The sequence below is a fragment of the Streptomyces sp. NBC_00390 genome, assembly GCF_036057275.1.
In the GTDB taxonomy this organism is placed as follows: Bacteria; Actinomycetota; Actinomycetes; order Streptomycetales; family Streptomycetaceae; genus Streptomyces.
The window spans coordinates 425,920-450,841 of record NZ_CP107945.1; the positions used below are offsets into that span (position 1 = coordinate 425,920).

The following is a 24,922-nucleotide window of genomic DNA, read 5'->3' on the forward strand; positions in this document are numbered from 1 at the left end:
GAAGCCCGTGACTGCGGCGCCCCGTCATAGGCAGACGCTGACTGCCGTGTGGCGTCGGATGCCGGACGGGTGGGAAGAGGCCGTCTCCAGAGGCCTTGCCGGCCGGCACGGCTCCTGCGTTCCTGCGTTCCACGGCGACTCTGGCACCAGGCCCCATGTCCCGACACCGACGCCGCCTCCGAAAGGCTGTTCAGCCGCGCCTCTCGGACACCCAACGCGGTGGTGACGAAGCTACACAGGTCCCGGGACAGGCCGAGGTCAGCGAGCACCGGCCCCGCGGCACGTCCATGGGCAACCTGACGAACACCGATCCGACTTCACCGTCCACGACGGAGTGCGCCACCCGGACCGTCCCGACCGCCGGCGGAGTCGGCGCGGTTCGCCACTCGCGTCGGCCACGGCGTCGGCCGGCTCCGTCCCGAGCCGTGGACACCGCAGCCCACCGCGCATCTGCCGGCCGACCTGCCGGCGCCGCTGGTCGGCTTCGCCTACGCGACCGTCGTGATCTGCACGGCCGTCGTTCTGTCGGTCACCGTGGTCGGTCTGCCCGTGCTCGCCGGCGCGCTGGTCGGTGCCCGGGCGATCGGCAGGACAGAGCGGTGCGGCCGCGGTCGGCGTACCCGACGACTCCCTCGGCGGCTTCAAGCTCCGGCTCACCCGGCCGCCGTCGATGTGGAACACGGTCCGAGCACCGCTGGGGGCCCGGCCCTACGGTCCGGCAACGAGTCCGCGCCGCAGAGCATGCCCGACACCCGCTCGTCGTGCCCGACCGGGTGCAGGCACCGGCGGCGTCGCCCGACGCACGTCGCCGCCCGCGGGGAGGCAACTCCCCGCGGGCGGCGGACTTCTCGGCGGTCTGCCCTGTGTCAGCCCTGCTGGGCCACCAGGCTCGCCGGGCGCAGGTCGCTCCAGTGGGACTCGACGTAGGCGACACACGCCTCGCGCGTGTCCTCGCCGAAGACCGTGCGCCACCCAGCGGGCACCTCGGCGAACGACGGCCACAGCGAGTGCTGGTTCTCGTCGTTCACGAGTACCAGGAAGCGGCCCTGCGGGTCCTCGAACGGGTTGGTGGTCATGCGTTGTCACTCCTCAGGGACTTAACGGTGAACAGCTCCGAGAGCGGCTGTTCGGGGTCGGCTGCCACGGTGCGCAGCAGGGTCTGGAGTTCGTCGGCGAGCCGTCGTGCCTTGGCGCTGCCGAGCAGGTCGGTCGAGTGGATCAGTTCGCAGTGCACCGGGCCCTCGCCGCGCGGCTCGTAGAAGCTGAGGATCAGCTCGGCCCGCGCGGTGCCGGTCGGGACGGCATGGAACGAGCCGATGCCGCCCTCCAACTGCCCGAGGTCCGCCTGCTCGTGGTGGATCACCATGACCTGCGGTCCCTCCTGCGGCAGTCCGGTGGTCCGCACGACCTCGTCGAACGGGACGTCCTGCCGGTCCAGCGCGCTCAGCGTGGTCTCCCGCACCCTGGTCAGCAGCTCCGCGAACGTCGGGTCGCCGGCGGTGTCGGTACGCAGGACGACCGTGTTGAGGAAGCAGCCGACCAGGTCGGCGAGCTGGTCGTCGGTGCGGCCGGCGACCATCGTACCGATGGGCAGGTCGGTGCCTGCTCCGTGGGCGGTGAGCAGGGCCGCCAGGGCCGAGTGCAGCACCATGAACATGCTGGTGCCGGTGGCCCCTGCGAGCCGGTCCACGGCCGCGTGGAGCTCCTCGTCGAGAACGAAGCCCACATGGTCGCCCGGGCGTCCGCCGGACGCGGCCGGCGCCGCGGTGCCGCGCGGGCCGTCCCCCGGGAGGGCCAGCCGCTGCGGTACGTCCTTCAGCGTCTGCCGCCAGTACGCGAGCTGCCGGCCGCCCCGGCTGTCCGGAGCGGTGAGGTCGCCCAGTACCTCATGGGCCCACCGGGTGTAGTCCGCGTACGTCACCGGCAACGGCTCCCAGTCCGGTGCCCGGCCCTCGGCGCGGGCGGCGTAGGCCGTGGTGAGGTCGCGGAACAGCGGCACCACGGACCACTCGTCCACCGCGAGGTAGTGCATGGTCAGCAGCAGGGCCTGGCTGCCGTCCCGGTCCGTGAGCAGGTGGGCCCGCAGAGGGGCGTCCCGCTCCAGGCGGGGCGCCTGGGCAGCGAGTTCCGCCAGCCGGGCGTCCAGGTCCGCACACCGCTCCGCGGTGAGCGCCGGGCTCTGCGCCGGCTCCTGGACGACCGTGCCCTCCCGCTCGGTGAACGCCGTGCGCAGGGGCTCGTGGCGACCCACCACGTCGGCGAGTGCCGCCGCGACCGTGTCCGCGTCCAGACCGCCCGGGGAGCGCAGCACCAGCGCGTGGTCGAATCCGGGGCTCCGGCGGTACGACTCCCACTGCCGGCGCTGGACGGGCGCCACCGGCAGGGGCGTTCCGTCCTTGGCCGGACCGCCCTCGGCCGCGCGCAGCGCGGGACGGGCGGCGGCCGCGCCCTCCAGCTTGCCGGCGATACCGGCGACGGTCAGCGCGTCGAAGACGTCACGGATGCTCAGCTCGACCCCGAACTCGGCGCGGATGCGGCCCAGCAGCCGCATCGACGCCATGGAGTGGCCTCCGAGTGCGAAGAAGTTGTCGTGCACGCCGACGCTGTCCAGCTTGAGGATCTCGCAGAACAGCTCGGCGAGGCGGGCCTGCGTCTCGGTGGCCGGGCGGGCGTCGCCGGTCATCGCGGTCCAGTCAGGCGCGGGCAGCGCCTTGCTGTCCAGCTTGCCGTTGGGCGTCAGTGGCAGCGGGCCGTCCAAGGGCACGACGAGGGCGGGGACCATGTACTCGGGCAGCAGCCCGGCCACATGGGCGCGCAGCTCCTGCGGGTCCAGCGCCTGCGACACGGATTCCCCTGTCTCCGGCACGGCGTAGCCGACCAGCCGAACGATGTCGCCTTCGCGGTCGGGCACCACGGTGGCCTGGGCGACCGACGGGTGCGAGGCGAGGGCCGCCTCGATCTCGCCCAGCTCGATGCGGAAGCCGCGGATCTTCACCTGGGTGTCGACCCGGCCGAGGAAGTCGAGGTTGCCGTCCACGCGCCAGCGGGCCCGGTCACCGGTGCGGTACATCCGGCTGCCCGGCGCGCCGAACGGGTCGGCGACGAACCGCTCGGAGGTGAGTGCGGCCTTGCCGAGGTAGCCGCGGGCGAGGCCGCGCCCGGAGACGTACAGCTCGCCCACCACGCCCGGCGGGACGGGGCGCAGGTGCTCGTCGAGCACGTAGCAGCGGGTGTTGGGGTCGGGACGGCCGATGGGCACCCGGCCGCCCGGGCGGCCGCCGTGCTCGCGGGCCGGCCACAGTGTGGAGTTGACCGTTGCCTCGGTGAGCCCGTAGGCGCAGATCAGGTGGGCTGTGGCGCCGAACCGCTCGAACAGGTCCGGCGGCACCGTCTCGGTGCCGACCAGGACGGTCGATCCCTCAGGCAGTTCGCAGCCCGGCGGCAGCGCGGACACCAGGGAGGGCGGCAGGATCATGTGGGTGATCCGCTGGTCCTCCAGGAAGTCCGTGAGCGCCGGTCCGGCGACTCTGGCCTCGTCGGTGATCAGGACCAGCCGACCGCCGTGGCACAGCGCCATCGCCAGTTCGAAGACGAAGACGTCGAAGCCGATCGACGCGAACTGCAGCACACGGCTGTCACGCTCCAGTCCCATCCGGTCAACAGCGGTGGCGACCAGGCTGGAGATGCCCTCGTGCGGGACGACCGCGCCCTTGGGGCGGCCGGTCGAACCGGACGTGTAGATCACGTACGCGGCCTGGTCAGGACCGGCCGGCCCGCCGTCCACGGCCGCGTCGGACAGCGCGTCCAGCTCCGCCGCGATGTCCGGCGCGTCGAGCAGTACCACGGACACACCCGGCGCGTCCGGGATCTTCCCGGCGACCGGCTCGGTGCCGACCACGAGGGCCGCGGCCGAGTCCTCGATCATGTACGTGAGGCGGTCTCCGGGGTGGACCAGGTCGAGCGGGAGGAACGCGGCGCCGAGCTTCTGCGCGGCGACCACCGTGGCGACCATGTCGACCGAGCGGGGCACCGCCACACCGACCACACTCTCGGCGCCGACGCCACGGGCGGCGAGCAGCCGCGCGATGCGGTTGGCGCGCGCGTCGAGCTGGGCGTACGTCACCGAGCGGGAGCGCTCGACGACGGCGACCGCGTCGGGCCGCTCGGCGACCTGCCGGGCGAACAGCGCGGGCAAAGACGCCTCGTCGACCTTGCGAGCCGTGCCGTTGAAGCCCTCCAGGACGAGCCGCCGCTCCTCGGCGGAGAGGATCTCCGCCTGCGACAGCGGCTGCCCGGGGTCCGTGACGAGGGCCTCCACCAGCCTGCGGAGGCGATCGCCCATCCGCTCGGCCGTGTCCTGGTCGAACAGCTCGGTGGCGAACTCCAGTCGGCAGCCGAGGGAGTCGGCGTCGCCGTCGGCGGAGGTGTGCTCGGTGAAGCTGAAGACGAGGTCGAACTTGGCGGAGCTGATCCGGAACGGCACGTACTCCACGCCGAGTCCGGGCAGCTCCAGCTCGTCGCCGGTGCGGGCGTGGTAGCCGACCATCACCTGGAACAACGGGTTCCGGGACAGGGACCGGGTCGGGTTGAGCTTCTCGACGACGGACTCGAACGGTACGTCGGCGTGGGAGAACGCGGCCAGGTCCGTCTCACGGACCCGGGCGAGCAGCTCGGTGAAGCTGGGGTCGCCGCTCAGGTCCGTACGGACCACGAGCGTGTTGACGAAGAAGCCGACCAGTTCGTCCAGCGCCTCGTCGCTCCGCCCGGCGATGGGCGAGCCGAGGGGGATGTCCGTTCCGGCGCCCATGCGGTGCAGCAGCGCCGCGACGGCGGCGTGCACCACCATGAACATGCTGGCGCCGCTCTCGCGGGCCAGCCGCCGCAGCCCCTCGTGGACGCGGGCGTCGAACTCGATGTCGAGCTCCGCGCCGGAGAACGCCGGGCGCGCGGGCCGTGGCCGGTCGGTGGGCAGCTCCAGCTCCTCCGGGGCACCCTGAAGCGTCGTACGCCAGTACTCCAGCTGCCTGGCGGCCAGGCTGTCGGGGTCGGCGGGGTCCCCCAGCAGCCGCTGCTGCCAGAGCGCGTAGTCGGCGTACTGGACGGGCAGCGGCTCCCAGTCGGGGGCTTCGCCCGTGTCGAGTCGGGCCGCGTAGGCGGTGGCCAGGTCCCCCAGGAACGGGCGGTCCGACCACTCGTCGGTGGTGATGTGGTGCAGCAGCATCACGACGACGTGGTCGTCCGGCGCCACCTCCACGACCGTGGCGCGCAGTGGCAGTTCGGCGGCAAGGTCGAACGGCCGGCTGACGGCCGCGTCGACGATACCGGGCACCTCGTCCTCGGTGGCGGTCAGATACTCCACCACTGGCCGCGCTTCCTGGGCGGGCAGCACCCGCTGGAAAGCCTGGCCGTCGCCTTCGGCGAAGACGGTGCGCAGCGCCTCGTGGCGTGCCGTCACATCGGCGAGGGCGGTTGCCCACGCCTCCCGGTCGAGGACCCCGCGCAGCCGCATGACCAGCGGGAAGTTGTACGCGGCCGAGGTGCACTCGATCTGCTGGATGACCCACAGCCGCTGCTGGGCGTGGGACAGCGGCAGCTCGTCGGGCCGCTCCCCGGCCGTCAGGGCCGGGCGGGCGGCGCCGTGCGAGGCGGCCGCACGCTCCACCAGGTCGGCGACGGTGGGCGCCTCGAACAGGTCGCGGATCGCGAGTTCGGCGTCGAGGGCGGTGCGGGCGCGGCTCACGAGGCGGGTGGCGAGCAGCGAGTGGCCGCCGAGCTCGAAGAAGTCGCTGTCGATGCCGACGCTGCCTTCCGGCAGTCCCAGGACCTCCGCGAAGAGAGCGCAGAGCGTCTCCTCCCGCGGGGTCCGGGGTGCACGGCTCGGGCCCGAGCCGCCGAAGTCCGGGGCGGGCAGAGCCTTGATGTCGAGCTTGCCGTTGACAGTCAGCGGCAGCGTGTCCACGGCGACGAGCGCGGACGGGACCATGTAGTCGGGCAGGCCGGCCTTCAGGTGGTCGCGCAGCCGCCGCTCCAGTGCTTCGCCCCACTCGGTGCCCGCCTCGGGCACGACATGGCCGACCAGTCGCTTGGTGCCGGCGGTCTCGTTCACGACCACGGCGGCGTGAGCGACGTCGGGGTGCGAGGACAGAGCCGTGGCGATCTCACCCAGCTCGATGCGGTACCCGCGGATCTTGACCTGGTCGTCGGTGCGGCCGAGGAAGTCCAGAAGGCCGTCGGGGCGCTGGACCACGAGGTCGCCGGTGCGGTACATGCGCTCGCCGGGCTCGCCGAACGGGTCGGCGACGAACCGGTCGGCCGTCAGGCCGGGCCGGTCGTGGTAGCCACGGGCCAGGCCGGTGCCGCCGATGTACAGCTCGCCGGGGCAGCCCGGCGGGACGGGCCGCAGCATCATGTCCAGTACATAGGCGCGGGTGTTGCGGATCGGTATGCCGACCGTGGAGGTCGCGCTGTCTGCGGTGGACCCGCCGAGCGTGTTGATCGTGTACTCGGTGGGGCCGTAAAGGTTGTAGCCGTAGGTGCCCTCGGTGCGGCGCAGCCGGCTCCACACCGTGTCGGACACGGCCTCACCGCCGAGCAGGACCAGCGCCGGGCGGTGCTTCCCTGCCGTCTCGTCCCGCTCGAGCAGACCCTCTTCGATGAGCAGCTGGGCGTACGTGGGTGTCACGTTGACCACGTCGACGCGGTGCCGGTCGCAGTAGGCGACCAGTGCCTCGGCGTCACGGCGCAGCTCCTCGTCGCAGACGTGGACCTCGTGGCCCTCGACGAGCCAGAGCAGTTCCTCCCAGGACATGTCGAAGGCGAAGGACACGGTGTGCGCGATGCGAAGCCGTCGCCCGCCCGCGGAGGCGATGGCCGGGTCGAAGATCTCCTTCTGGTGGTTGAGCTGCATGTTCGTCAGGCCACGGTACGGGGTGACGACGCCCTTGGGCCGACCTGTCGAGCCGGAGGTGTAGATGACGTACGCCGGGTGCTCGAGGCGGTCCGGCACGTCGTGGGCGAACGCGGGCCGCTCGGCGTCCGTGATCTCGCCGCCGGGCAGTGCGGCCAGCTCGGCGGCCACGGCCTCATCGTCCAGCAGGAGTTCAGGGGCGACGGGAACGGCGTCCCCGCGCAGGGTCGGGGCGACGGCTTCGGTGGACACCAGACACAGCGGACCGGTGTCCTCCACCATCAGCCGCAGCCGGTCGGCGGGGTGGTCGAGGTCGAGCGGCAGGTACGCGGCGCCGGTGCGCAGGACGGCGAACAGGGCGGCGACCATGTCGATGGACCGGGGCAGCGCGAGCGCGACGACCTTCTCCGGGCCCGCGCCGCGGGCGAGCAGCAGCCGGGCGATCCGGTTGATGTGCGCGTCCAGTTCCACGTACGTCAGGGCGCGCTCTCCGAAGACCAGCGCCACCGCGTCGGGGGTGCGGGCGACCTGGGCCGCGAGCATGTCGGCGACGGTCTCGTTCGGGACGGGCTCGCGGCTGCCCGCCCAGGTGCCGGTGAGGGACTCCCGCTCGCCGGGCAGCAGCAGGTCGAGGGCGCCGACCCGCGTCGTGAGGTCGCCGATGAGGCGCTCCACGAGGGCGCCGAAGCGGTCCAGCGTGGCCGTGGCCCGCTCGTCGTCGACGAGGTCGGGGCGGTACTCCAGCTTGACCTGGACGCTCTGCGCCGGGTTGACGATCAGCGTCATCGGGTAGTGGGTGGCGTCCACGCTGCCCACACCGCTGATGCCGTGCCGCTCCGTCAGCCGGCGGAAGCCGCCCTCGTCGGCGAAGTTCTGGAGCACGTACAGCGTGTCGAAGAGGGTGGAGTGCCCCCCTGCGCGCTGGAGTTCGGCGAGCCCCAGGTACTCGTGGTCCATCAGGGTGACCCGCTCGGTCTGGATGCGGCGCAGCAGGTCGCCGACCGGCTCGGCGGGATCGAGGGTGATCCGCTGGGGCACGGTGTTGAGGAACATGCCGATCGTCGTGTCGACGCCCGGCACGTCCGCGGGGCGCCCGGCGACAGTGGCGCCGAACACCACGTCGTCACGGCCGACCGTGGAGGACAGGACGAGCGCCCACGCGGCGGACAGCACCGCGTTGATGGTCAGCCCGTGCTCGCGGGCGGAGCTGCGGAGCCGGTCACTGAGCGCGCGGCCGAGGCTGAGCGTGCGGCGGCGCGGGATGGTCGGCTCGTCACCTCGCTCGCGGGCGACGAGGGTGGGCTCGTCCAGTCCGGCGAGGGCTCGCCGCCAGGTCTCCCGGGCGGCGTCGAAGTCCTGGCCGGCGAGCCAGCTCAGGTAGTCCCGGTAGCTGCCGGGGGCGGGCAGGGCGCTGTCGTCGCCGGCCGCCGCGTACAGCTCCAGCAGTTCGTCGAGGAAGAGGGACTGGGACCAGCCGTCCCATGCGACGAGGTGGTGGCTGAGCATCAGCCGGTCGGTGGTGTCGGTGAGCCGGATCAGGGTGAGCCGGAACAGCGGCGGCGCGGCCAGGTCGAACCGCGTGTGCCGGTCGGTGTCGGAGATCTCGGCGAGCCGCGCCTGCCGTTGCTGCCCGGTCAGGGCGGTGAGGTCGATCTCGGTGAGCGGCACGGGCAGTTCATCGGCCGGGCAGACGAACTGCACGGGCTCGGGCAGGCCGTCGCTCGTAATGCCGGCGCAGAGGCTCGGGTGGCGGCGCAGCAGGGTTGCACAGGCCGCGCGGAGCCGGTCGGCGTCGAGCCGGTGGTCGAAGTCGAAGGTGTCCTGCGCGGTGTAGACGTCGAGGGCCGAGGTGTCGTAGCTGGCGTGGAAGTAGATGCCGTCCTGCAGCGGCGACAGCGGCCAGATGTCGGCCACCGGCGCGGGGCTGACCCGCTCGACCAGGTCGATGTCGGCCTGGGTGAGGGCGACCAGGGGCAGGTCCGACGGGGTGAGGGACGGCCGGGCGCCGGGCGTGCCGGTCCGGGCGATCAGCTCGCGCAGAGTGTCGGCCCAGGCGCGGCCGAGGGTGTGGACGTCCTCGGCGGTCAGCGCGTTGCCGTCCGGCCACGTCCAGGTGGCGCGCAGCTCGGGGCCCTGCGGGGTCTCCGCACAGACGGCGTTGACCTGGAGCGGGTACGGCATGGCGAGGTCGGCGTCGGGCCCGACGCGCAGCGCGTCGGACTCGACGGCGGGCGCCCAGTCGCGGGTCTGCTCGGCGGGCAGGCGTCCGAAGTAGTTGAACAGCACCTGTGCGGTGGACAGCTGGGCGAACACTGCGGCGAGCTGCGGGTTGAGGTAGCGCAGCATGCCGTATCCGGCGCCGGAATCATGGGCGGACCGCACGGACTCCTTGACCTGCTTCAGCGCGTCGAGCGGGTCGCCGGCGGCGGGCAGGCGTACGGGGTGGAGGCCGGTGAACCAGCCCACGGTGCGGGACAGGTCGGCGTCGGTGCCGTCGCGGCCGTGCCGCTCCAGGTCGACCAGCACGTCGCCGTCGAGGGCCGGGCCGCCGTCACGTTCGGCGCGCCAGCGGGTGACGGCGAGGCGGAGCGCGGCAAGCAGGACCTCCGTGACGTCGGCACCTGCCGCGGCGGGCACGGCGGTGAGCAGGGCACGGGTCTCGTCCGCGGGCAGGGTGACGGTGTGTTCCCGTGCCGCGCCGGCCGTTCCGGTACGGGTGGCTCCGGGCAGCAGCTCGGCGCCGGGGGCCAACGTCGCGGCCCAGTACGGGAGTTCCGCCTGTCGCTGCGGGGAGGTGGCCTGCTCGGCGGCCTCGCGGGCGAACCGGCGCAGGGACGTGGGTACCGGCTCCAGCGCGGGCTTGTCTCCCCGTGCGACGGCGTCCCATGCGGAGGCGAGGTCGCCGAGGAGGACGCGCCAGGACACGCCGTCGACCACCAGGTGGTGGACGACCAGCAGCAGGCGGCCGGGCCGGTCCGCACCGGCGTCGAACCACACCGCCTGGACCATGACGCCGCTGTCGGGGTCGAGGCGGTCGGCGGCGGCGTCGGACTCCTCGCCGATGGCCGCCCGGAGAGCGGCGTCGTCGAGGTCCCGTACGTCGACGCGGCGCAGCAGCGCGGCGGCGTCCACCGAGCCGGCGGCCGTCGTCCGCGCGGACCACAGGGCGGGGACGACCGGGCCGAGGTCCATGCGGGTGAGGACGAGCCGCAGGCCGTCGTGGTGGTCGAGGACGCTCTGGAGGACGTGCGTCAGCTTCTTGGTGTCGGCGGCGGCGGGCGCCTGCAGCAGCATCGAGAGGTTGAAGCGGCTGATGGTGCCGCCGTCCTCACGGAGCTGGTGCACGATCGGCAGCAGCGTGATGTCCCCGACGCCGTCGGAGTCGGCGGCCGCGGGCGTGTCCTGCGCGCCGGTGACAGTGGCCGCGAGGGCCGCTGGGGTCCGGTGCTCGAAGACGTCGCGGGGGCTGATCTGCAGACCGGCCTTGCGGGCGCGGCTGGAGACGGCCATGGACAGGATGCTGTCACCGCCCAGGACGAAGAAGTCCTCGTCGGCGTCGACGGCGTCGATACCGAGGACGTCGGCGAAGATGGCGCACAGCTGACTCTCGTGGCCCCCGGGTGCGGTACGGCCCTGTCGCCTGCGGGCCTCCGGCGCGGGCAGGGCCTTGTGGTCAACCTTGCCGGCGGGCGTGAGGGGCAGGGTGTCCAGGCGGACGAAGTGACTGGGCACCATGGGCGCGGGCAGGACGCCGCTCAGCGCGTCCCGTACGGCCTCGGTGTCCAGGTCCGCGCCGGCGGCCGGTACCAGATAGGCCACCAGCTGCTTGACTCCCCGCTCATCGTCGCGGGCCACGACCGCGACACCGCCGACCGCCGCAACCTCGCGCAGTCGGGCTTCGATTTCACCGAGCTCCACCCGGTTACCCCTGATCTTGACCTGGTGGTCGGTGCGCCCGAAGTAGGTGAGCACGCCGTCTCCACTGAACTGAACCATGTCTCCGGTGCGGTACATCCGCCCACCCGGTACGCCGAACGGATCGGCGACGAAGCGCTCCGCGGTCAGCGCGGCGCGTCCGTGATAGCCGCGGGCGAGCTGATCCCCCGCGATGTAGAGCTCACCCGGCTCGCCCTCCGCGACGGGGCGGAGGTGGCGGTCGAGGACGTAGAGGCGGGTGTTCCACACGGGTCGCCCGATGGGGACGGTGCCGCCCTCCTCGGGGGCGGAGCCGGCCTCCCAGCTCGTGACCTGGATGACGGCCTCTGTGGGGCCGTACACGTTGAAGAGCGGTACGCCGGTGCGCTTCCGCCAACGCCGGGCCAGCGGCACGGGCAGTGCCTCGCCGCCGCTGAAGGCACGGCGCAGCGTCGTCCACCACTCGCCCGCGTCGTCCTCCGCCAGGAGCGCCCCGTACAGGGACGGCACGAGGTCGACGGTGGTGACCCGCTCACGGCGGACCAGCTCGACGAGGTACGCGGGGTCGCGGTGTCCGTCGGGACGCGCGATCACGACGGTGCCGCCGGTGAGCAGGGGGGTGAAGATCTCCAGTACCGACGGGTCGAAGCTGGTCGAGTACTGGTGCAGGACCCGCTCCCCCGGCCCGTACCCGAACCGCTCGGCGGTCCAGGAGATCTGACCGGTGACCGCGCGGTGGGTGACCACGACGCCCTTCGGCCGGCCCGTGGAGCCCGAGGTGTAGATGAGGTACGCAGCGCTGTCCGGGTGCACCGGCACGGCGACGGGTGCGACCGGAGCGGCGGTGGTGTCCCGCGTGAGGACGACGGGGGTCACTCCGTCGAGTTCGGGCAGCCCGGTCAGGGACTCCTCGGTGGCGACGACCGTCCGCGCACCGGAGTCGGCGAGCATGTACCGAACCCGGTCGGCCGGGTAGCCGACGTCGACCGGCACGTAGGCGGCGCCGGCCTTGAGCACGCCGAGCAGGGCGACCAGTGTGTCGGCGGAGCGCGGCACGGCGACGGCGACGACGGACTGCGGGGTCACACCCTGGGCCACCAGCCGGTGGGCCAGGATCTCGGCCCTCGCGTCCAGTTCGGCGTACGTGGTCCGCCCGGCGTCGTGGACCAGCGCGATCGCGTCCGGGGTGCGGCGGGCCTGCCGGGTGAAGGCTTGGTGCAGGGTGTCGCCGGGGAGGGCACGGCCGGAGCCGGTCAGCGCGGCACGGGTGGTGCGCTCCTCCTCGGCCGTGACCATGGCGAGCTGTGCCACCGGCCGGAGCGGGTCGGTGACGAGCTGGTCCAGAACGCCCGCGAGCCGGCCGGCGAACCGGCGGGCCGCCGCGGCGTCGAGCCGGGCCGGGTCGTGGTCGAGGCGCAGCCGGAGCCGCTCGCCGGGCAGGACGGTGAGGGCCAGCGGGTAGTGGACGGCGTCTTGGACATGCGAACCGGTGATCCGGACCAGACCCGCCGGATCGGTCGGCTCGCCCGCCTCGGGCAGGTTCTCGACCACGACCAGCGCCTCGAACAGGTCTCCCCGTCCCACGGCGCGCTGGATCTCGGCGAGCCCCACGTGCTGGTGGTCCAACAGCTCGGCCTGTTCGTCCTGGAAGCGCGCGAGGACATCGGTGAGTGACTGCTCGGGCTGCCAGCGCAGCCGTGCCGGAAGGGTGTTGATGAGGAGGCCCACCAGGGTCTCGACGCCTTCGACGGCAGCCTGGCGACCCGAGACGGTGGTGCCGAAGACCACGTCGCGGGAGCCGGTGACATCACCGAGCAGGAGGCCGAAGGCTCCCTGTACGACGCTGCCGAGCGTCAGCCCCTGCCGGCGGCAACGCTCCGCGACGGCGGCGGTCTCCTCCGCGGACAGCTCCACGGTGACCGTGCCGGTCCGCCCCTCCTCGCCGTCGGTGCCACGCACCGGGAGCCGGGCGGGGCCGTCGAAACCGGCGAGGGTGTGCCGCCACGCCTCCAGTGCGCCGTCCCGGTCGCGGGCGGCGAGCCAGCCGGCGTACCCCCGGTACGTCTGGTCCGGCGTGGAAGTGCCGGCCTGTGTGCCGCGCCGGTAGCCGGCCAGCAGCTCCCGCATGAGCAGCGAGACGGACCAGCCGTCGACGACGATGTGGTGCAGCGTCAGTACGAGTTGCGAGCGCTCGGTGCCGTAGCGGATCAGCGCCGCCCGCAGCAGGGGGGCGGCGGCGAGGTCGAAGCCCTCGGCCCGCTCCTGGGCCGCGATGCCGTCGGCAGCCCCGTCGGTGTCGTGTCCGGACACGTCGGTGTAGCTCCAGGGCACGGTGACGCGCTCACCGATGAGCTGCACGATCCGGCCGTCGGGGAGCTGGTGGAAGGCGGCCCGCAGCAGCGGATGGCGGTCGAGGAGGCCCTGGACGGCCGCCCGCAGGGCCTCGGGGTCGACGTCGCCGGCGAGTTCGACCGTGTCCTGGACGGCATAGCCGTCGGCGCCGGTGTCGTCCGTCGAGGCGTGGAAGTAGAAGCCCTCCTGGAGCGGCGTGGCCGGCAGGACGTCCACAAGGTCCGGGACGGCGGCGGCGCACTCGGCCCGCTCGTCGTCGCTCAGAGCGACGAGCGAGAACGGTACGGGCAGGCCGCCGGCCGCGTCCTGCGCGGTGCCCGTCCCTTCCGGCGCAACGGGCACGTCACCGACGAGCCGGGCGAGCGCCGCGACGGTGCGGTGGCGGAACACATCGCGGGGCGTGATCGCGAGACCGGCCTCGCGGGCGCGGTTGACCAGCTGGATCGCGACGATGCTGTCACCGCCCAGCTCGAAGAAGCTGTCGTGGACGCCTGCCGAGGACAGGCCCAGCAGGTCGGCGAACAGCCCGGCGAGCGCGGACTCCGCGGGCGTGGAGGGCGCGTCGTCGCCGCCCATCGCCGTCCACCGCGGCGCGGGGAGGGCGCGGGTGTCGAGCTTGCCGTTCGGGGTCAGCGGCAGGGGCCCGTCGAGACGCACGAGGGCGGACGGGACCATGTGGTCCGGCAGGGCCTCGGCGATCCGGGTGCGTGCCTGCGCGACCACGGTGCCGGCGTCCGTACCGGCCTCTGCCACGACGTAGGCGACGAGCCGCTTGACGTTCCGGTGGTCCTCGCGGACGAGGACGGCGGCCTGGGCGATGCCGGGGCAGGCCATGAAGGCGCTCTCGATCTCGCCGGGTTCGATGCGGTGGCCGCGGATCTTGATCTGGCCGTCCGTGCGACCGAGGAATTCCAGGTTGCCGTCGCCGGTCCAGCGAACCCGGTCGCCGGTGCGGTACATCCGGGCGCCGGGCGCGCCGTACGGGTCGGCGACGAAGCGTTCCGAGGTGAGTCCCGGCCTGCCGAGGTATCCGCGGGCGAGGCCGCGACCGGCGACGTACAGTTCGCCCTCGGTGCCCACCGGGACCGGGCGGAGGGCCGAATCGAGCACGTAGGTACGGGTGTTGGGGTCGGGTTCGCCGATGGGCGCGGGTCCGGGCCGGTGGGGGTCGGCGATCCACAGCGTGGAGTTGACGGTCGCCTCGGTGAGTCCGTACGCGACAACGACCTGGAGGCGTCCGGACCAGCGGGCGATGAGTTCGCCGGGCACCGCCTCGGTGCCGACGATCAGCACGGCGCCTTCGGGAAGCTCGCACTCCTGCGGCAGCGCCGACACGAGCGACGGCGGCAGGATCATGTGGGTGGCGCGGTGGCGTGCGATGTAGTCGGTGAGGGCGGGCCCTGCGACACGGCGCTCGGTGGGGACGACGATGATCCGGCCGCCGACGCAGAGCGCCATGATCAGGTCCCAGACCGTCACGTCGAAGCCGACGGACGCGAACTGCACGACACGGCTGTCGGCGGTGATGCCGATGCGGTCGGTGGCGGTGGCGATGAGGCTGCCGACTCCGTCGTGCGAGACGACGACGCCCTTGGGCCGGCCGGTGGAACCCGAGGTGTAGATGAGGTAGGCGGCCTGGTCCAGGACGACGGGGACGTCCGGGTTCGAGGCGTCGAGCGCGGCGATCTCGGCAGTGACGGACGGCTCGTCCAGCAGCAGGTGCTCGACGCCCGGCGCGTCCGGCAGTTCGGCGGACAGCGCGCGCGTCGTCAGGACGAGGTGCGCGCCCGCGTCGTCCAGCATGTAGGAGATCCGGTCCTGCGGGTGGTCCGCGTCCAGCGGAAGATAGGCCGCCCCTGCCTTCATCACGGCCAGCAGGGAGACGACGAGTTCGGGAGAGCGCGGCAGCGCGACGCCCACGACGTGCTCACCGCCTACGCCCCGGGCGGCGAGAAGCCGGGCAAGACGGTTCGCCGCGGCGTTGAGCTCCGTGTACGTCATCTCCCGGTCCTCGCAGACGAGGGCGACGGCGTCCGGGGTGCTGAGCACCTGCCGTTCGAAGGCGGCGGGCCAGGACAGCTCGGGGACCTCGCGGGGCGCCACGCCGAACTCACCGAGCAGCTGGGCGCGTTCCTCGGCAGAGGCCAGTTCGATACGACCGATGGGGCGGCCGGTCTCCTCGGCGAAGGCGTCGAGGAGGATACCGAAGCGGCGCTGGTGGTCCACCAGCGTCTCCTCGTCGCACACCTCCGCGTCGGCGTCGAACAGGATCCGCACCGCGCCGCGCAGCGACTCGCCGACGGTGATGGCCAGGTCGCTCACCGGGCCCAGCCACTGGGGACGGAGGTCGGAGGTGTGGTCGCCGAAGCGCAGCCAGTCGGTGCCGGGCAGGATGTTGACCGTGGGACCGACGAGCTCCGCGACTCCCTCGGCCAGGCCCAGGTCCCTGGCCAGGTCCTCACCCCGGTAGCGCGCGTGCGCGACCGTTTCGGCGATCCGGGCCCGCACCTGGGTCATGAGCTCGGCCGGGGTCATGCCCCCGTGGACGCGCAGCCGTAGCGGCAGGATGTTGGACACCATGCCGGGGACGTCCATCGCCTCGGTGTCCTGGCGGGTGGTGACGGGCAGCCCGAGGACGAGGTCCTGCGCACCCGTGACACGGTGCACGTAGGCGGCCACAGCAGCCACCAGCAGCCGGGACATCCGTACGCCGGCGTCCGCCGCGGATGCGTACAGCCGGGCGGTGTCCTGCTGCGACAGCTCCGTGGTGCGCCGGTAGCGGCGGGATATCAGGGTCGAGGAGCGCTCCACAAGACGGACCGGCTCGGGCCGGTCGGCGAGCCGTTCGAGCCAGTACGCCCGGTCGGTGCGGTACTGCTCGGATGCCCGGTAGGCCAGCTCGGAGTCCAGCAGCCGGGTGACGGACCAGTCGACGGCCCCGGCCGGTTCGCCGTTGGTGTAGAGCTCGCCGACCCTGCGGGAGATCAGTGCCACGCCCACTCCGTCGATGACGATGTGGTGATAGCGCTGGCACCACAGGACCCGGTCGTCCGCGAGACGGATCAACGTGTGGGCGAACAGCGGGCCGTGCGCCACGAGTCCGGCCGCAGTGTTCCGGTCGGCCTCCATCCAGTCCCAGGCGGCGTTCTCGGGATCGGGTGCGTCGCGCAGGTCGACGACGGGGACCTCGACGGGGTACCGCTCCGGCCACTGGCGCGGACTCCCGTCCTCGTCGCCGATGCGCACATGCAGGCAGTCGGCCTCCTCGCTCACCTGGCGCAAGGCCGCGGCCAGGCGGTCGAGGTCGACGTCCCCGCGCAGTTCCAAGGTGAAGGAGACGTTGAAGGCCGAGCTGTCGGGCTCGATCTGCTGGGCAAGCCAGATGCCGGATTGCCCGCCGGTAACGGGTGTCCCGGCAGCGGGTGTCCGGTCCGACTCGGCATCAAACATCGTTCGCGTGGCCTTTCCTGGGTGGTGCGTCATTGAAGGGGTCGTTGCTCGGCGCCGGCCGTGCGGCGCGCTGTCTCGTCCATGGCGTACGGGTACCGCAAGCCGCGCCCGCCCGGACGGCCACCGGACGGGCGCGGTTGTGAGTGGTGGCCGGCTGCCGAGGCGCCCTGCCATGGGCCTTACTTGATGGCCTCCAGCATCGGCACGACCTGGTCGATGGCGTACGGGATGGAGAGCACCGTGTTGAAGGAGAGCGCGGCGCCGATGTCCGGGCTGTCGTACGGCAGGAACAGGTCCCGCTTCTCCTGGTGGACCTTGGTCTTCTTGTACAGCGGGTCGGCCTTCATGGCCTTCTCCGTGTCAGGGGTGCCGAGCCAGACGGTACGGTCCGCCTCCATGGCGTCCAGGCGCTCGACGCTGAGGTCGGCGATGTTCTCCTTGCCCAGAGCCTTGCGGTAGGTCTCGGAGGTGGTGAAGCCCATCTCCGTCAGGAAGATGACCTTCGGGTCCTTGGGCGAGAACGCGGAGAACTTGCCCGGCTCATAGGGCTCGCCGACGGCGACGGTCTTGCCCTTCCACTCGGGGTGCTTGTCACGGACGGCCTTGAAGCGGGCGTCGATGTCCGAGATCAGTTTCTCGGTCTCGCTGTCCTTGCCCAGCGCCTTGCCGATCTGGCGGGTCATGACCTGCCAGGGCGCCTGGTAGTCCTCGTGGCCCTTGGGCTGGGCGACGACCTTGGTGAACTTGGAGAGCGTGTCGTACTGCTCCTTCTTCATCCCCGAGTACTGGGCGATCACGAGGTCCGGCTTCAGCGCCGCGATCTTCTCGATGTTGTACTCGTCGCGCTCACCGACGATCTGCGGCGGCGTGGAGCCCCACTTGTCCTTCGCCCACGGCCACTTGCCGTACGGCTGCTCCTTGAACCAGTCCACCGAACCGACCGGCTTGACACCGAGGGCCAGCACCCCGTCCTGGTCCGAAAGACCCAGGGTGACGACCTTCTTCGGCTCCTTGTCGATCGTCGTGCTGCCGTACTTGTGCTCGACTGTCACCGGGAAGCCGGCGGACTTGGCGGCGCCGGACCCCCCCGAGGGCTTGGACTCGGTCTTCTCGGTGCCGCCCCCACAGGCGGTCAGGGCGAACGCGGCGACGGCGGCGACGGCCGCTCGGGGGATGTTTCTGACGAGCCGCGTCAGCGCGGGACGTGTACCAATGGACACGAATGTTCCTTTCACGGTGGTTTCTCAGTGCATGCCACACCCGCCGTGTACGACGGCGCTACCGGCGGGGCGGGGGCGTGTGGGGGGCTTGGCAGGTGGTCCCTGGGGAGGGAGCGGAGCCTCTAGCGGGCCGTACCGATGCCGTCGGCGACGGGCCGGGCGACGGCCGGAACGGCCTTCAGGCCGCGGTCGATGATCGAGCCCAGAATCTCGCCGACCCTGATCGCCGTGTTGGACAGCAGGGACGACGTGATGCCGTGGGTGTGCTCGGTGCCGCCCTGGAGGTAGATACCGCAGCGCATTTCGGGGTGGGTGGCGACACGGTAGTCGCGCTCGACCCGGACGCGGCCCTGGGCGTCGCGGTGGCAGCGGTCCCCGACCTCTCCGAGGAGGCCGACGGGGTCCGCCTGGCTGTAGCCGGTGGCGTAGACGACGACGTCGGCGTCGAGGATCGTCTCCTCGCCGGTGACGAGCGACGTGACCCTGGCCCGGACGCTGTCGTGCGTCTCCTCGACGCCGGTGAGCCGGGAGACGTTGATGAAGCGCAGCCGCTCGGTACCGAGGACCCGCTCCTGATACGCCTGCCGGTACAGGTCGTCGATCAGGTCGATGTCCACCACGGAGTAGTTGGTGTTCCCGTGGTAGTCCATCAGCTTGCGCTTGATGTCGTCGGGGGCCGTGTAGTACTCGTCGACCGCGGCCGGGTCGAAGATGCGGTTGGCGAAGCTGCTGTCGTCGGCAGGGCTGTAGCCGTAGCGGGAGAAGACGGCGCAGATCTCGGCTTCGGGGAAGCGGCGGTGCAGGTAGGCCACATTCTCGGCGGCGCTCTGGCCGGCGCCGACGACGACGAAGCGGGAGGGGTTGGTGCCCTCCAGGCCGTCGACCTTCTTCAGCAGCTCGGAGTTGTGCCAGACGCGGTCCGTCCGGTCGACGCCTTCCGGCATGAGGGGACGCAGTCCGGTTCCGATGACGAGGTTGCGGGCCCGGTGGACCACGACCTCGGACCCCGAACGGGCCGTCACGTCGAGGTAGTCCACCACGCCGTCGCGCACGACGGGCTCGACGGCGATGACCTCGTGGCCGTAGGAGACCATGTCGTCGACCTTCGCCGCGGCCCACTCGAAATAGTCGTGGAACTCCACGCGGAGCGGGAACAGGTTCTTGTGGTTGACGAAGTCGACGAGGCGGTCCTTGCTCTGCAGGTAGCAGAGGAAGCTGTACTCGCTGGCCGGATTCCGCAGCGTCACCAGGTCCTTGAGGAAGGACACCTGCATGGTCGCGTCGTCGATCAGCATGCCGCGGTGCCAGCCGAAGCTCGGCTGCTGCTCGAAGAAGTGAGCGGTGACCGCCTCCTGCCTGCCGACGCGTGCATTGTGCTCGCTGAGCGCTATCGCCATGGCCACATTGGACGGCCCGAAGCCGATACCAATGAGGTCGTGGACCAAAGGTGCGTCGCCAGGAAGAACCTGAGACATGTCACTCCCATCGTGCGGGACAGCCGCCTGTGAGGCGTGGGTGAGAACGAGGCGTCAGGCACACCGGAAGCGGCGGCCGAGCGGAACTTAGGTAAAGCTAACCTGATCTAGCCAACCTGTCACGTGGACAAATCGGGCAAGGTGTCGATCACGACGTCAAACACCATGAGATTCATGGCGTGTTGCACCCTTAGGTAAGCCTTGCTTTACTGAGCGCCGGTCTATCGCTCTTTCTAGGAGGAACCCCCATGCGGGTCGTCATGTTCGGTTATCAGACCTGGGGGCACCGCACCCTGCAAGCGCTCCTGGACTCCGAGCACGACGTGGTGATGGTCGTGACGCACCCCAGGAGCGAGCACGCCTACGAGAAGATCTGGAGCGATTCGGTCGCCGACCTGGCCGAGGAGCACGGCGTCCCTGTCGTCATCCGCAACAGGCCGGACGACGAGGAGCTGTTCCAGCGACTCAAGGAGGCCGACCCGGACATCATCGTGGCCAACAACTGGCGCACATGGATCCCGCCGCGCATCTTCAACCTTCCCCGGCACGGCACGCTGAACGTCCACGACTCGCTGCTGCCCAAGTACGCCGGCTTCTCACCGCTGATCTGGGCCCTCATCAACGGCGAGCCCGAGGTCGGCGTCACGGCCCACATGATGGACGACGAGCTCGACGCGGGCGACATCATCCAGCAGCGTGCAGTCACCGTCGAGCCGACCGACACGGCCACGGATCTGTTCCACAAGACGGTCGACCTCATCGCCCCGGTCACGATCGGCGCTCTCGACCTGATCGCCTCCGGACAGGCCGAGTTCACCAAGCAGGACCGCTCCCAGGCCAGCTTCTTCCACAAGCGGTCCGAGGAGGACATCCGCATCGACTGGAACTGGCCGGCCCAGGACCTCGAGCGCCTTGTCCGCGCCCAGTCCGCCCCGTACCCCAGCGCCTTCGCCTTCCACAAGGGCAAGCGCCTCGAAGTGGTCTCCGCCGTCGTGTCCCAAGGCCGCTACGGCGGCACCCCGGGCCGCATCTTCTACCGCGAGGGCGACGGCGTGGTCATCGTCGCCGGGGCCGACGCCCGCACGGGCCGCAACCACGGCCTGGCCATCACCCGCGTACGGACCGAGGACGGCCACGTGATGCCGGCCCTCGAGTACTTCACCTCCATGGGCGGCTACCTCACCAGCCGTCCCTGACCATCGGAACCCACACCTATGCGTACCGCATGGCCGCGGCACTACCTCATGTGCCGGCCCACCCACTTCGACGTGGTCTACTCCATCAACCCGTGGATGGACCCGAAGAAGCCCGTCGACACCCAACTGGCCATCACACAGTGGGAACAGCTGCGCCAGGTCTACCTCGACCTCGGCCACACCGTCGATCTGATCGATCCACTGCCCGGCCTGCCCGACATGGTCTTCGCCGCCAACGGCGCCACGGTCATCGACGGCCGCGCCCTGGTGGCGCGGTTCCGCGACGCCGAACGGATGGACGAGGCTCCGGCGTACCGCGACTGGCTTCACGACCACGGCTTCACCTCCCTGCACACCGCCGGTTTCGTCAACGAGGGTGAGGGCGACTACCTGTTCACCGGTGACTGGCTGCTCGCGGGCACCGGCTTCCGGAGTGACCCGCGCTCGCACGCCGAGGCCCAGGAGTACTTCGAGCGTCCGGTGATCAGCCTGCGCCTCGTCGATCCGCGTTACTACCACCTGGACACCGCGCTCGCCGTCCTCGACGAGAGGACCATCGCCTACTACCCGGCGGCCTTCTCCCCGGGCAGCCGCGCGGTCCTGCAACGGCTCTTCCCGGACGCCATCACTGCCACCGAAGCCGACGCGGCGGTCTTCGCGCTCAACGCCACGTCCGACGGCTGCAACGTGGTGCTGCCGCACAACGCGACCGGCCTCGCCGAGCAGCTCCGCAACCGCGGCTTCAACCCGATCGGCGTCGACCTGTCGGAACTGCTCAAGGCGGGCGGCAGCGTGAAGTGCTGCACGCTCGAGCTGCGCAGCGCCGTCTGAGCACCGGGGAGCCCAGACGGTCCTGGGCCCCCGGCAGTGGTACCGCGGGGGCGCGACGCCCGTGCAGACCACTTGCACATCCGGTGCACGAGCGGGGGCATCAGGCGGCAGCGGCGCCCCGTCACCCCGAACGCGTCCTCACCGAATCGCCCGGGCCTGAGTGGCTCACGAGATCCGGTGGCGCACAACAGGGGTGCACTCGGCCGGCGAGCCGACGACGCCGTTGCCGGGCCGTCCGCCACGCACAGGAGCCGCCTCCTCGACCGGGTACACAGCCTGGCAGGAGGCGGCTTCTTGCTGCTGACGCCACGTCAAGGAGTGGGTCGGGCTCGCGTCGGACGAGCGTCGCGTTCGTCGAAAGCCGGCGCCGGTGTCCCTCTGAGTCACCGGATTTGCGACCTGTGGCGTCAGTCCGGGCCGCCGATCACGGGGTAGGGCACGAAGGTGGTGCTCTTCTCGTCGATCGCGAGAGGGCGGCCGAGCGGGGGAACGGCCCGCTGCGGACAGTCGAGGCGCTCGCAGATCCGGCACCCCATGCCGATCCGTGTGGCGGCCGAGGCGTTGTCCAGGTCGAGGCCGTCGGAGTAGACGAGGCGCCCGGCGTGGCGGATCTCGCAGCCGAGGCCGATGGCGAAGGTCTTGCCGGGCTCGCCCCAGCCGCCGCGTTGGCGGGTAATGGCACGGGCGGTCCAGAGGTAGCGCTGTCCGTCCGGCATCGAGGCGATCTGGACGTGGATGCGGCCGGGTGCGGCGAATGCCTCGTAGACGTTCCAGAGCGGGCAGGTGCCGCCGGCCCGGGAGAAGTGGAACCCGGTCGCGGACTGGCGTTTGGACATGTTGCCGGCGCGGTCCACGCGTACGAAGGAGAACGGAACCCCGCGCAGCCGGGGCCGCTGGAGCGTGCTGAGCCGGTGGCAGACCGTCTCGTATCCGAGGCCGAACCGGTCGGTGAGGCGCTCGATGTCGTAGCGGTACTCCTCGGCGGCCGTATGGAAGGCCCGGTAGGGCAGGACCAGCGCGGCGGCGAAGTAGTTGGCGACACCGATCCTGGCGAGCGACCAGGTGGCCGAGTCCTGCTCGTAGTCCTCGCAGGCGAGGCGGGACAGCTCCTCGTCGTATTCGAGCAGGGCGAGCTGGGTGGCCATCCGGAACGCCTGCTGCCCAGGGCGCAACCTGCTGGACAGGTGCAGGACGCGGCCCGCCGGGTCGTAGTGGTGCAGCCGGTCGGAGTCGGACGCCAGGCACACACCGTGCTTGTCGGCGAGGTGGGCGGCAAGCGCGCGCAGGACCTCACCGGGGCGGATCCCGATGGCGCGGGCCAGTTCCTCGGCGGCGAGGTCGGTGTCGTGCAGGTAGTTCTGCCGGCGGTAGAAGAACTCGCGGATCTCCTCGGGCGGCGAGCGCGGCAAGGTGCTGTCGTCGAGGCCACGGCCGTCGCCCGCCTGGGCCAGCCGCTCGGCCAGCGCCTGGTTGCGGCGGCCCAGGTCGACCAGGACTTCGGCGACGGCCGGCGTACGGGCCGCCAGTTCCGCGAGGTCGGATGCGGAGACACGGGCTTCGGCGACCTCGTTGGCCAGTGCCTCCCGCAGGTCGGCGAGCAGTCTGCTGGTGTCCCTCTCGGAGAAGAAGCCCGGGTCCACACCGAATGCCTCGGTCAGCCGCAGCAGCACGGGCACGGTCAGCGGGCGCGCGTCGTGCTCCATCTGGTTCAGATAGCTCGGCGAGATGGCCAGTATCCGGGCCAGCTCGGCCTGGCTGAGCCGCCGCTCCTCCCTCAGCCTTCGCAGCCGCGCTCCGGCATAGGTCTTGCTCACTGCGCTCCCCGTCGTCGGCCTGCCGGCTGTGGCGCCGCTGTGGCTGCGCGCACGGACGCACACCGCAACCGTCCGGTGTGCCCCTCCCCGGTGTGGGGTCAGCCTACGCACACTGTCGCCGAAACCGATGTTGGCAAAGTTGGCAATCCGGGTGCGAAAGATGCGCACAACTTGGCACACGGCCACCATTGATGGCACTCGGTGCCACTGCCAGAGTCGTGTTGCGGCCCGCCGGACCCGGCAACCGGAGCGGATCATCGGGCACGATTCACGCCCTGACGGCGGAGATCTCGGCGATTTCGCCCCAGCAGCCCGGCGGCATTGCTCAGCTTCACTCGGGCACGGGCAGGCGGGCCGCACCACGAGGAACGACACCCAGTGTCATGTCTTCGCAACAGTTGACGAACACGGCACCACCGAGGAATCCGGGAGAGACGGTCATGGCACAGACAGGGACAGCAACGGAGACGGCCGAAGAGCTGACGCGGCGGTGGGCCACCGACTCCCGCTGGAAGGGGATCGAGCGCACCTACAGTGCCGACGAGGTCGTGAGGCTGTCCGGCAGCGTCCGCGAGGAGCACACGCTGGCCCGGCGGGGGGCCGAGCGGCTGTGGCGGCAGCTGCACGGCCTCGACTACGTCCACGCGCTGGGCGCCCTGACCGGCGGCCAGGCCGTGCAGCAGGTGAAGGCCGGACTCCAGGCCATCTATCTCTCGGGCTGGCAGGTGGCCGCCGACGCCAACCAGGCGGGCCACACCTACCCCGACCAGAGTCTCTACCCGGTCAACTCCGTCCCGCAGGTGGTGCGCCGGATCAACAACGCCCTGCTGCGCGCCGACCAGATCGCCACCGCCGAGGGCGGCACGGACACCACCGACTGGCTCGCGCCGATCGTCGCCGACGCCGAGGCCGGCTTCGGCGGCCCGCTCAACGCCTTCGAACTGACCAAGGCGATGATCGCCGCCGGCGCCGCGGGCATCCACTACGAGGACCAGCTCGCCTCCGAGAAGAAGTGCGGCCACCTCGGCGGCAAGGTCCTCGTCCCCACCTCCCAGCACATCCGCACGCTCAACGCGGCCCGCCTCGCCGCCGACATCGCCGACGTCCCGACCCTGATCGTCGCCCGCACCGACGCGCTCGCCGCGAACCTGCTCACCAGCGACGTCGACGAGCGCGACGCACAGTTCGTCACCGGCGAACGCACCGCCGAGGGCTTCTACCGCGTGCAGAACGGCATGGCTCCCGTCATCGCCCGCGGCCTCGCCTACGCCCCCTACGCCGACCTCATCTGGGTCGAGACCGGCACCCCGGACCTGGCGCAGGCCCGCGAGTTCGCCGAGGCCATCCACGCCGAGCACCCCGACCAGATGCTGGCGTACAACTGCTCGCCCTCCTTCAACTGGAAGGCCGCCCTGGACGACGACCAGATCGCCAAGTTCCAGCGCGAACTCGGCGCCATGGGCTACAAGTTCCAGTTCATCACCCTGGCCGGCTTCCACTCCCTCAACCACGGCATGTTCGACCTGGCCCGCGGCTACGCCGAACACGGCATGACCGCCTACGTCGACCTCCAGGAGCGCGAGTTCGCCGCCCAGGAGTACGGCTTCACCGCCGTCAGGCACCAGCGCGAGGTCGGCACCGGCTACTTCGACCTCGTCTCCACCGCCGTCAACCCCGCCTCCTCCACCACGGCGCTGACCGGCTCCACCGAGGAAGAGCAGTTCCACTAGAAGCGGCCCGGGCCGGCCACCGGGCCGGCCAC

9 protein-coding genes are annotated in these 24,922 nt (G+C 71.5%); 4 read left to right on the top strand and 5 right to left on the bottom strand.

Annotated features, from left to right (window positions below):
* The first annotated feature begins 462 nt into the window (after positions 1 to 462).
* On the top strand, positions 463 to 927 hold the full coding sequence (locus OHS70_RS38955; RefSeq protein ID WP_443062719.1) for a sensor domain-containing protein: 465 nt from the start codon (positions 463 to 465) through the stop codon (positions 925 to 927).
* On the opposite strand, the gene OHS70_RS01805 is transcribed toward OHS70_RS38955, so the two are convergent.
* From OHS70_RS01805 to OHS70_RS01820, 4 genes are all read right to left on the bottom strand, one after another.
* On the bottom strand, positions 867 to 1,076 hold the full coding sequence (locus OHS70_RS01805; protein WP_328392887.1) for an MbtH family protein: 210 nt from the start codon (positions 1,074 to 1,076) through the stop codon (positions 867 to 869). The two genes, OHS70_RS38955 and OHS70_RS01805, sit on opposite strands and share 61 nt — an antisense overlap.
* Positions 1,073 to 16,624 (bottom strand): non-ribosomal peptide synthetase, encoded by a 15,552-nt coding sequence (locus OHS70_RS01810; RefSeq protein WP_328392889.1) that lies wholly within the window; start codon positions 16,622 to 16,624, stop codon positions 1,073 to 1,075. The genes OHS70_RS01805 and OHS70_RS01810 overlap by 4 nt, the downstream gene beginning before the upstream one ends.
* Before the next feature lie 179 nt (positions 16,625 to 16,803).
* Entirely contained in the window at positions 16,804 to 17,844 is a 1,041-nt protein-coding gene (locus OHS70_RS01815; protein ID WP_328392891.1) for an iron-siderophore ABC transporter substrate-binding protein, read from the bottom strand.
* Between the two features lie 122 nt (positions 17,845 to 17,966).
* The gene (locus tag OHS70_RS01820; protein ID WP_328392893.1) at positions 17,967 to 19,319 is read right to left on the bottom strand and encodes a lysine N(6)-hydroxylase/L-ornithine N(5)-oxygenase family protein; all 1,353 of its coding nucleotides are present in this window, start codon (positions 19,317 to 19,319) and stop codon (positions 17,967 to 17,969) included.
* A 248-nt stretch (positions 19,320 to 19,567) separates the two neighbouring features.
* Between OHS70_RS01820 and OHS70_RS01825 the strand changes: the two genes are divergently transcribed.
* Together OHS70_RS01825 and ddaH are read left to right on the top strand one after the other, a co-directional pair.
* A complete protein-coding gene (locus tag OHS70_RS01825; protein WP_328392895.1) occupies positions 19,568 to 20,515 on the top strand; it encodes a methionyl-tRNA formyltransferase in 948 nt (315 codons plus the stop codon).
* Positions 20,516 to 20,533: 18 nt separating this feature from the next.
* Complete coding sequence (gene ddaH, locus OHS70_RS01830) at positions 20,534 to 21,346, top strand: dimethylargininase (protein ID WP_328392897.1); 813 nt, start codon at positions 20,534 to 20,536, stop codon at positions 21,344 to 21,346.
* 407 nt (positions 21,347 to 21,753) lie between these two features.
* Here the strand turns inward: ddaH and OHS70_RS01835 are convergent, their stop codons facing one another.
* Positions 21,754 to 23,160, bottom strand: coding sequence for a short-chain fatty acyl-CoA regulator family protein (locus OHS70_RS01835; RefSeq protein WP_328392899.1), 1,407 nt, complete (start codon positions 23,158 to 23,160; stop codon positions 21,754 to 21,756).
* 440 nt (positions 23,161 to 23,600) lie between these two features.
* On the opposite strand from OHS70_RS01835, the gene aceA reads away from it, so the two are divergent.
* Positions 23,601 to 24,890, top strand: a complete 1,290-nt coding sequence (aceA, locus tag OHS70_RS01840; protein ID WP_328392901.1) for an isocitrate lyase — start codon at positions 23,601 to 23,603, stop codon at positions 24,888 to 24,890.
* Positions 24,891 to 24,922: the final 32 nt, after the last annotated feature.